The sequence below is a fragment of the Sporosarcina sp. YIM B06819 genome (assembly GCF_033485175.1).
Classification (GTDB): Bacteria; Bacillota; Bacilli; order Bacillales_A; family Planococcaceae; genus Sporosarcina.
Map to the genome: position 1 here is coordinate 24,802 of NZ_JAWLIQ010000034.1, position 9,303 is coordinate 34,104.

At 40.9% G+C, this 9,303-nt stretch carries 7 protein-coding genes; 2 read left to right on the forward strand and 5 right to left on the reverse strand.

Annotation, left to right across the window (positions count from 1 at the left end; all coding sequences use genetic code 11):
* Window positions 1-61: 61 nt before the first annotated feature.
* Both R2B72_RS17330 and R2B72_RS17335 read right to left on the reverse strand, forming a co-directional pair.
* Window positions 62-1,351 carry a S41 family peptidase gene (locus tag R2B72_RS17330; RefSeq protein WP_318618082.1) on the reverse strand — a complete coding sequence of 430 codons (1,290 nt, stop codon included), beginning with the start codon at window positions 1,349-1,351 and terminating at the stop codon, window positions 62-64.
* Between the two features lie 15 nt (window positions 1,352-1,366).
* Window positions 1,367-2,668, reverse strand: a complete 1,302-nt coding sequence (locus R2B72_RS17335; RefSeq protein ID WP_318618084.1) for an MFS transporter — start codon at window positions 2,666-2,668, stop codon at window positions 1,367-1,369.
* A gap of 158 nt (window positions 2,669-2,826) precedes the next feature.
* On the opposite strand from R2B72_RS17335, the gene R2B72_RS17340 reads away from it, so the two are divergent.
* A complete protein-coding gene (locus R2B72_RS17340; RefSeq protein ID WP_412177876.1) occupies window positions 2,827-4,020 on the forward strand; it encodes a helix-turn-helix domain-containing protein in 1,194 nt (397 codons plus the stop codon).
* A gap of 49 nt (window positions 4,021-4,069) precedes the next feature.
* Here R2B72_RS17340 and R2B72_RS17345 read toward each other — a convergent pair whose 3' ends face one another.
* Window positions 4,070-5,461 carry an L-cystine transporter gene (locus R2B72_RS17345; RefSeq protein ID WP_318618085.1) on the reverse strand — a complete coding sequence of 464 codons (1,392 nt, stop codon included), beginning with the start codon at window positions 5,459-5,461 and terminating at the stop codon, window positions 4,070-4,072.
* A gap of 163 nt (window positions 5,462-5,624) precedes the next feature.
* On the opposite strand from R2B72_RS17345, the gene cls reads away from it, so the two are divergent.
* A complete protein-coding gene (cls, locus tag R2B72_RS17350) occupies window positions 5,625-7,076 on the forward strand; it encodes a cardiolipin synthase (RefSeq protein ID WP_318618087.1) in 1,452 nt (483 codons plus the stop codon).
* Between the two features lie 48 nt (window positions 7,077-7,124).
* On the opposite strand, the gene R2B72_RS17355 is transcribed toward cls, so the two are convergent.
* Together R2B72_RS17355 and yidC are read right to left on the reverse strand one after the other, a co-directional pair.
* Window positions 7,125-8,024: a M15 family metallopeptidase gene (locus R2B72_RS17355; RefSeq protein ID WP_318618089.1), complete on the reverse strand. Its 900-nt coding sequence runs from the start codon at window positions 8,022-8,024 to the stop codon at window positions 7,125-7,127.
* Between the two features lie 128 nt (window positions 8,025-8,152).
* On the reverse strand, window positions 8,153-9,007 hold the full coding sequence (yidC, locus tag R2B72_RS17360) for a membrane protein insertase YidC (RefSeq protein WP_318618090.1): 855 nt from the start codon (window positions 9,005-9,007) through the stop codon (window positions 8,153-8,155).
* Between the last annotated feature and the right edge of the window lie 296 nt (window positions 9,008-9,303).

The following is a 9,303-nucleotide window of genomic DNA, read 5'->3' on the forward strand; positions in this document are numbered from 1 at the left end:
ATGCTTCCGACAGGGTATTTTTTCAGATTGCAAATCCTGAGCTATGGATTCGTGACAAACTTCACAATTCGGATACTATAATCGTATTAGATGACAAGATTTCCAACGCCTTATCGATATCAATATCTCTTTCCAAATGTTCAGGTGTCCAAGAAATATTAATATGAGGTTCAATCCCAATACCTGTCATTCCACGTCCCTCATCAATCCTTGATAATCGCGACGTTGGATACATTAATTCGAATCCTTCATCCCACTTTTGGGTTGCTAAGTTTGCATAATCATTCAATCCCATCGTTGCTCGACCAACAACAGTTATTTTATTCGATATCTTACAGACTTCTACAAATGAATCCCCGGAACTACCACACATAAGATCAGTTAGAACAACAATGAATTTTGGATAAGCATTTCCTTTTATAAATGTATCCGACATGATTTCGCTGAAATTAAATTCAACAAATCCTTTCCCTTTATTTTTTGTCCATTCACGCTGAAAGATTTTTAAAAACCCCTGCGCTTGTTCGTCTTCCGTATTTTCAAGTTGCTCTTCAAGTTCCTCCAGTGTTCGATCGGCGCTTGCAACTGTACAATTAAAAAGCATTCTCTCCTCTTTATCAGCAAGTTCAGCCCCTTCTTCAGGCATTAAATATGGCAGTAATGGATAGTAACTCGAATCACTTCCACCATAATTGACTCGCACATCAATAATCCATTTGTCCGTCGACTCAAGAAGCTCTTGATTTTCCGTTATCATTTTTGCAATAGCATCCGGATCCGCAAAATCTGTCATCTTCATAAGGAGTGTGTCTTCTGTTAGTTGCTGGACTGAATACGTCGGAGTATACGGTTTTTCATCGTAGAAAGCGAGCGGAAACTTACATCTAATCCCCTCACTATTTTCAATTTCACCATCTTCATAAAGTGACAAGATTGATGTCCAATTTTCACGTTCAGCATGATTTTCATTGAGTAGACGATGATGCCGTTTTCTTAATTCAGAAATACTATAACCACCTAGCGATACAAAACGCATGCCAGGCTGCAATCGGCTTTCCGAGTCTACATGTGTCACATAGAGTTGGTCTTCAAAACGACGGACTCGGAAGCCACGGCCTTTTGGCTTCTCGCTTTGTAAATTGACTGCACTGAAGTAAATATGTGCATCATTGAAATCCAACAAATAGTCCTCGACAATTTTTTTGAATGTGTCAATTGTTAGCTGCCCTTCCCTCTGTAGCTGCCTGACTTTCTCAAGGTAGTGTGTTGGATTATCACACCCTTTTTTATCTTTCCAACCTGCATAATCATTGTTCATAATATGGACGATTTCTTCAAATATGTTCTCCACTAGTACACCCCCATTTTATAATCCCGAAACCGTTTCCGACTTCACATTTTTCGCCGCTCCAAGTTCCGGATGTGCTTGTCGCACAACAGATGGCCTTGCTAATATGAGGACTGCACCAATCAGCAAAATGCTTGAGAGAATAAGAATCCACTGGGCTGGGAAAATATCATACAAGAAGCCGTACAGAACCATTCCCAGCGGCATAAGCGCCATTGCCATCGTTTCAAGTATCGAAAACACACGTCCTTTATAATCATCATCAATCATCTTTTGCATCATGACCTGCATCGGTGTATTGACAATAATTTGCGTCGCCCCAAAACTGAACATAAGCGTTACATAATAGGCAAACATACCGTAGTAAGACATGTTTATCATTAATGGCAGTGCAATTCCTGCCATCATTAAAGCCATTCCAAAAATACCGTACTTGCCTACCAGAAGCGGAAATTTCACTTCTTTTCTCATCGATAGATAAATCGACATGAGTAACATACCAACTGCGAATGCCCCGTCAGTAATGCCGAAGTGCTGTGGTGCCATTTTCATCTTTTCAATGAGAATAAATGAATAACCAACCATGAAAGCTCCAAATAGGAAATTGATGAATAATGAAATCCAAATGATTGTCATAAGAACCGGTTGCAACTTCAAATAAGAAAATCCTGCTTTCATACTTTTCAACATCGTTTCTTTTGGTTCACCTACCACCACTTCCTTACGCTTAGCAAACAACTTAAAGTTCATCGTTGATTCGAGAATAATCGCAATAAGCGATGCCGTTATATACATGACAAGAAATACTGGCATCGATACAAAACCATATAATAACCCTCCAACTGCGGGACTTCCGATGGCTGCAAATGAAATCGACATTTGGTTAAGCGACATCGCCTTTTGAATTCTTGCTTCATCAACGAGACCTGTAATAGACGAAGTAAATGTGATTCCAGAAAATGCTGATGTCATTGATAAAATACATGTAGTGATATAAATAGTGACAAGCGATAACCCCATAGTCAAACTAACAACAAGTAATCCTCCAATTGCAGCAGTCGTCGCAATTTGTGCTGTAATAACAATGGTCTTTCTTGAATAATTATCCGCTGCATAGCCTGCAAACGGTGCAATAAGCGTTCTAGGCAAAATACTGCAAATAAGATTCATCGCAAAACTGGTTGCGGATCCGGTCAGCTGTAAGATATAAAAGCTGATGGCAAACGCGTATACTTGTGCCCCAAATGACGAAATAAGCTTGCTTATTGTAAATGTCCATAAATGATACGTCGCCCTTTTAAGCTTTAAAGCTTCTTCCACAAGAAAACACTCCATTCATAATGTTTTGTTTAATTAAATTAAACAAATAATAACACGCCACCTCTTCCATTACAAGAGAAAGTTTAATATAATTAAACTATATGTTAGAAACAATGGGGGTGCTCCACATCGAAACGTTAGGTGAGCGAATACGCAAATTGAGAAAACGACAGAAACTTACGTTAGAAGCACTTGCAGGAGAAGGCTTGACGAAAGGCATGCTGAGCCTTATCGAGAACAATAAGGCGAATCCTTCGATGGAAAGCCTATCTTATATTGCGGAAAGACTCGGCGTCGAAGTTTCTGAGTTACTGGAGGAAGTGAGTACGCAGGAATTGCGAGATGTTTTGGAGCAAACAGAAAAGCTCTATAATACCGGATTGATTGCGCAGACTGATGAATATGCCCAACTAATTTCAATCGTTGAACCATACGCTGAAAAATTAACTCAAGGGTATGAAGCAGCTCGCCTCTTGGAAATGTATAGTTTCTGTCTTTATCATGAAAAAGTGGAGGGGTGGCAGGAGATTGCTGATAGAGCTGCCTATATATATGAGCAGATGAACATTATTCCAAGACGTGCCGCTATCGGTATTTTTCGAGCAATGGTCAAATTTACAGAACATAACTATCAAGATGCACTCGATATCTTACTCCGAGAGCGTTCTGATATTGAGGCAAACAATGCATTCATCGACCCAATGACACGACTCGATTTTGACTATATAGAAGCGGTTCTTTACTTCGCGGTTGGGGATTCAGAAGCCGGCATACGCGTGATGGAAAGTGCCTTCAACTATTCGAAAGAGGAACAGGTCTTTTATCGCATTGAGCACTTATATCGACTGGCGGCTGCTCATGCCATGATGAAGCAAAACGATGATGAATATACTTACTATCTAAAAAAATTAACACAGTATGGCGAGTTCGCTGAAGACCAAAGGGCTCTTTTCTTCACAAAGTTTGCAGAAGTTCACTATTTGAATTCATTCCAAAAAGATTTCCAAGCTGCTTTGCAACTTTTAGAGGAGTTTAGAGAAAAAGAAGAAACAGCAAGCGAATTTGGTCCATTTCTGAATCTAGAAAAAGGGAAATCACTTTATGGAGTAGGTCAATATGAAGAGGCAATTCCTTTTTTATCACAAGTAACAATCGCCGTTTATATCCACCACCCCCTTGATTTATCAATTTTTTATGAGCGTGATGCGTACCATGCACTTTGCCAGCAGAAACTCGGCAATCACGTTGAAGCAAAACGCCTCATTCAAATCGCTGTTGACAATATTTCACCAATGCCACACACGCCCTACAAGGACTTCATCATGGAGACATACAATTTAATAACAACCTAAAAAAATCCCGTAGAAGACACAATGCTGTCTCCCGCGGGATTTTTGATGATTACGCTTCTGCTGTTTGTTTTGCGAGCGGTTCGTTATAAATATCCGTATCAAGTTCTCCAGAGACGCGAGCTGTTGTTACGCCAGCTGTCATCGCCCCGCTAACGTTTACAGCAGTACGTCCCATATCAATCAATGGTTCAACAGAAATCAATAAACCTGCTAACACGATAGGAAGGTTCATAGCTGATAAAACTAGAATTGCGGCAAATGTTGCCCCTCCACCAACACCAGCTACACCGAATGAGCTAATGGCTACAATGGCCACCAATGTTAGAAGGAAAGTTGGCTCTAATGGATTTTGCCCAACGGATGGTGCAATCATCACTGCAAGCATTGCTGGGTAAATTCCCGCACAACCATTTTGCCCAATCGACAAACCGAATGATCCAGCGAAATTGGCAATCCCGTCAGGTACACCCATACGTTTCGTCTGAGCATCAATCGTTAACGGCAGTGTTCCTGCACTTGAACGTGATGTGAAGGCGAATATCAAAGCTTCTCCTGCTTTTTTCACATACGTAATTGGGTTTAATCCAGATAATGTAATAATGACCAAGTGAATACCGAACATTACCAATAGCGCTGCGTAGGAAGCGAGTACAAACTTTCCGAGACTGTAGATAGCCGCAAAGTCTGATGTTGCAACAGTGCGTGCGATAATCGCTAGAATTCCGTAAGGCGTCAAACGTAGGACGATTCTTACGATGCCCATTATCAAGGCATAAATTGCGTCAATTCCTTTTTTCACCGTTACTGCGTTTTCTTCATCTCTTCTTAGGATGGCTAGATAGGCGAAACCAAGGAATGCTGCAAAGATAACAACCCCAATTGTTGATGTTGGACGTGCGCCTGTGAAATCAAGGAATGGATTTGCAGGTAGTAAGTCTATCAACTGATCAGGTAACGCCTTATCAACCACACTCGCAGAACGTTCTTCTATCGAAGCCCCACGAGCAGCTTCCGCTTCTCCTTGCACGATTTCAGATGCATCAAGTCCAAAAAGCAGCGACGCCGAAATCCCTATGATAGCAGCAATTGCTGTTGTACCGACCAGCATACCTAAAATCATGCCGGCCATTTTCCCAAAGTTCTTGCCAATTGTTATTTTTGTAAATGCTGCAAGGATGGAAATGAAAACAAGGGGCATTACAATCATTTGAAGTAATTTGACATAACCGACTCCGATTAAGTTAAACCATGGCATAGATTCTTGCAATACCGTCGAATCAGTTCCATAGGCAAAGTGTAAAATAAGTCCATATGCAATTCCGAGCCCAAGCCCTGTAAATACACGTTTTGAGAATGAAACCTTTTTACGGTTCATCCCATATAATAGACCGACGAGCAATAGCAATCCTGCAATGTTTAATAAAAGAAATAATGTATCCATATTCTGCTCCTCCTCAATTCTTAATTTAAGTATAAAACACACTTTATACCACTAATACCAATCAGTCAAGTAGGTTATTAAAATTTGTTGCTCGAATTCCTTCTTTTCTCCCCGCTATCCGTTATACTGATAAGATATGCATCATTGGTGAAGGAGGGCGCTTATGTCTCAATTAATTAGTGTTTCAGTAACGGCCACTCTTATTTTGAATATATTTCTGGCGATTGCTCTTATTTTTATGGAACGAAGGGACCCAACCTCTACGTGGGCATGGCTTCTTGTGTTATTTTTCATCCCCCTTTTCGGTTTCATTATTTACCTGTTACTCGGCAGGCAGTTACGCCAAAAGCATTATTTCCGATGGGAAGGCCGAAGTAAAATTGGTATTGAGAAATTGATCGATTACCAAATTGAAGCGATTGAGGAAAATACGCTTGAGTTTAGGTTAGATGATACGGCTCACTACCAGGATATGATCTACCTTCATTTGCGCAACAATCACGCCGTGTTAACTCAGGATAATGACGTTCAAGTTTTCAACGATGGGGAAGCAAAGTTTGAGGCACTGATCCATGATTTAGAAAATGCCAAAGATCATATTCATTTTCAATATTATATTTTGAGGCTGGATCACTTAGGGAGAAGGATATTGGACGTGTTAGTTCGGAAGGCAAAACAAGGTGTAAAAGTCCGGCTACTATTCGATGATATTGGTTCTCGTGGACTTCATAAGAAGCATTTACGTGAGCTTACTGATAGCGGTGGAGAAGTTGAAGCTTTCTTCCCCGCTACTATGCCACTCATTAACCCTCGTTTAAATTACAGGAACCACCGAAAAATCGTCGTCATTGATGGACGGATTGGCTATGTCGGCGGATTTAATGTCGGAGACGAGTACCTCGGTCTGAATAGCAAGTTTGGCTATTGGCGCGATACGCATCTTCGTATTGAAGGCAGCGCGATACACCCTCTCCAGACCCGATTTATCTTAGATTGGAACCAAGCATCGGAAAAGCACGATATCGAATACGCAGAACGCTATTTCCCTGCTATTCCTCAAAAAGGTTCTGTCGGTATGCAAATTGTGTCGAGTGGACCCGATGAGGAATGGGAGCAAATTAAAGATGGTTATTTGAAGATGATATTCATCGCTAAAAAATATATTTACATTCAAACACCTTACTTCATCCCAGATATTAGCTTCCTTGATGCACTACGGATTGCCTGTTTGTCGGGCATTGACGTACGAATTATGATTCCAAATAAGCCTGACCATATGTTTGTCTATTGGGCAACGTATTCAAATATCGGCACGCTATTAAAGGCTGGTGCCAAGGTTTACATTTACGAAAACGGCTTCCTCCATACAAAACAGATTGTTGTCGATGACGAGCTTTCTACTGTGGGGACCGCTAATATTGACGTGCGGAGCTTCAAGCTAAACTTTGAAATAAACGCCTTCATCTATGACCGTGAAAAGTCGCATGAACTTGCCGAGTTATTCGAACAAGATATGCAATTATCGACCGAATTGACCTATGAAGCGTATTTACAACGTCCACGCATTATTAAGATTAAGGAATCTATTTCACGCTTATTGTCACCGATACTTTAAAAAAGGAGACGCTCCCATTTTATGAGGGCGTCCCTTTTTTTATGATTATTAGATTCCAAGATATTCTTCTAACGTAATTTTTCGCTCGAAAATTTCGTTGGCAATTTCAATACCGACATACCGGAAATGCCATGATTCATGCATATATCCTGTTACCGGCTCTTTGCCTTCAGGATAGCGCATGATAAAGCCAAAACGGTGGGCATTTGCTGCTACCCATTTTCCCGCCTCTGTCTCTCCAAATGATGATGAAGCCCAATGCTTCTCAAAATTCACTTCACCAATATCAAATGCAAGGCCCGTTTGGTGTTCAGAATAGCCGGGACGCGCACTATATGTGTCTGCCGCTTCTTTGCCATCACGTGCGACATATCTCTCGTACAACGTCGTCTGATAGTCGAATGCTCTATATGTGCTAAAAGCTGTAAGTTTAAAACCTGATAGCGTAGCTTCTGCCGCCATCTGATCAAAAGCTGTACGCGCCGCCTTATCTTCACCAGGTGCAAATGTTGAAGGTAGCGGATTCTTTTTATTGGCAATCAAAATTCCACGTACATACGTCGGCTCTGAAGGTAGCTCTTGCCCTTCGATGTAGCCACCCTTGTCAATAGAAGCACTCGGCTTGGCAGTTGAACCAAGTTCTTTTTCACCTTTGTCAACTGGCTTTGCTGGTAGCTGCTCCGCAGGCTTCACAGGATTTTCCTCATCTATCACAATTTCGACTTCACTCGGCTCCTCTTTCGGTAACGCAGCATCCTCCACTATAGGAGTCGAGGGGCCAACGATTTCTTGAAATTGTTTAGCACTTTTTTCAACACTCCAGTCATTCATGCCGAGCCAAATTACGAGCCCAGTCATAAGAACAGCAGAAATAAATAGAGTGATCGTTAGAGCTTTACTTTGCCCTTTTTTCTTCTTTTGATAATTATAATTATATTTATTTTTCATCCATATGCCTTCCTTTTCATCCCAATCAATTACGCCGGAGGCTGAACTTGAATCAGCAAAAGGTTTTGACCCTTTACTGATTCAAGTTCAACTGTGAAAAAGGCCAGAGATTGCTCTCCGGCCTGCTTTCATTTATTGCCTTTTTTCTTTTTTTCTAGTTTAACTGGTTCAGCATGTTCTTCCGTTACTTCTGCCGATTCAGTCGATTCTTCTTCTTTTACTACTGGTAAAACTTCTTTATAGTACATTTTACGTCCCAAGTATGTTTGGAATATTAGGAGAATCCCCCCCACTGCCCAGTACAAAGGTAATGCCGCCATCGCTTTGAATGAAATAAACATAATCATAATCGGAGACATGTAGATGAACATCTTCATCTGCTTTTGCTGCTGTTCAGGCATCGTCCATAGAGAAACTCTTGCTTGAACGAAGTACACTGCACCTGCAAGAACCATCATGATCATATCTGGTTCTCCAAGATTGAACCAAAGGAATGGATGCGACTTTACTTCTGGTGAATAAAGAATCGCAAAGTAAAGACCCATGATGATTGGCATCTGGATGACTAATGGTAGACAGCCCATATTCAACGGGTTAACCCCGTGCTTTGAATAAAGCCCCATCATCTCCTGCTGAAGCTTCATCTGTTCTTCTTTATCTTCTTTATCCTTCGCTTCTTTAATTCGCTTCTGGATATCTTCCATTTCTGGACGAAGCGCATCCATCTTCACTTTCATTGTTTGCTGCGATTTATAGTTTTTCAGCATAAGCGGCAAAAGAATTAGCCGTATCAATACCGTGATTAGTATAATCGCAAGACCGTAGCTTCCGTTAAATTGAGTACTAAAAAATTCTAATAACCAATCCATCGGCTTAACAAAAATATCGTAAAACGTACCTTCTTTATTCTCAACGCCGGCACAACCGCTTAGAAAAATAGCAGTCATCATCAACATTGACACTAACCCAATTTTCTTCTTCATATAGGCTCACCTTCACTAATTCAAACTATTAAAAAGTATACCCTACATAGTCACCTGATTACAACGATTGACCGTCCATTATTTGTTTTTTGCCCTCCGGAAATGCGAGTCGAAGGTATTATCCAGCCAACAATTACGAAATCTTCTTAGCGTTTGCCCTGTATACTACTTGAATATACTTCTTAGTTGAATCAATTTTATAATAGAATAATTAACCTTGGAATCCGAACAAGGTTGATTTGCGCTTCAGGCGGACGCTTTCCGCGGGCACGGCTTGGACCCACACGAAGTGGGTC

What these genes read in the sequence shown, in the direction of transcription:
- R2B72_RS17345 (WP_318618085.1), bottom strand. Translation starts at nt 5,461, where the DNA reads ATGGATACATTATTTCTTTTATTAAACATTGCAGGATTGCTATTGCTC.
- cls (WP_318618087.1), top strand. Translation starts at nt 5,625, where the DNA reads ATGTCTCAATTAATTAGTGTTTCAGTAACGGCCACTCTTATTTTGAAT.
- R2B72_RS17355 (WP_318618089.1), bottom strand. Translation starts at nt 8,024, where the DNA reads ATGAAAAATAAATATAATTATAATTATCAAAAGAAGAAAAAAGGGCAA.
- yidC (WP_318618090.1), bottom strand. Translation starts at nt 9,007, where the DNA reads ATGAAGAAGAAAATTGGGTTAGTGTCAATGTTGATGATGACTGCTATT.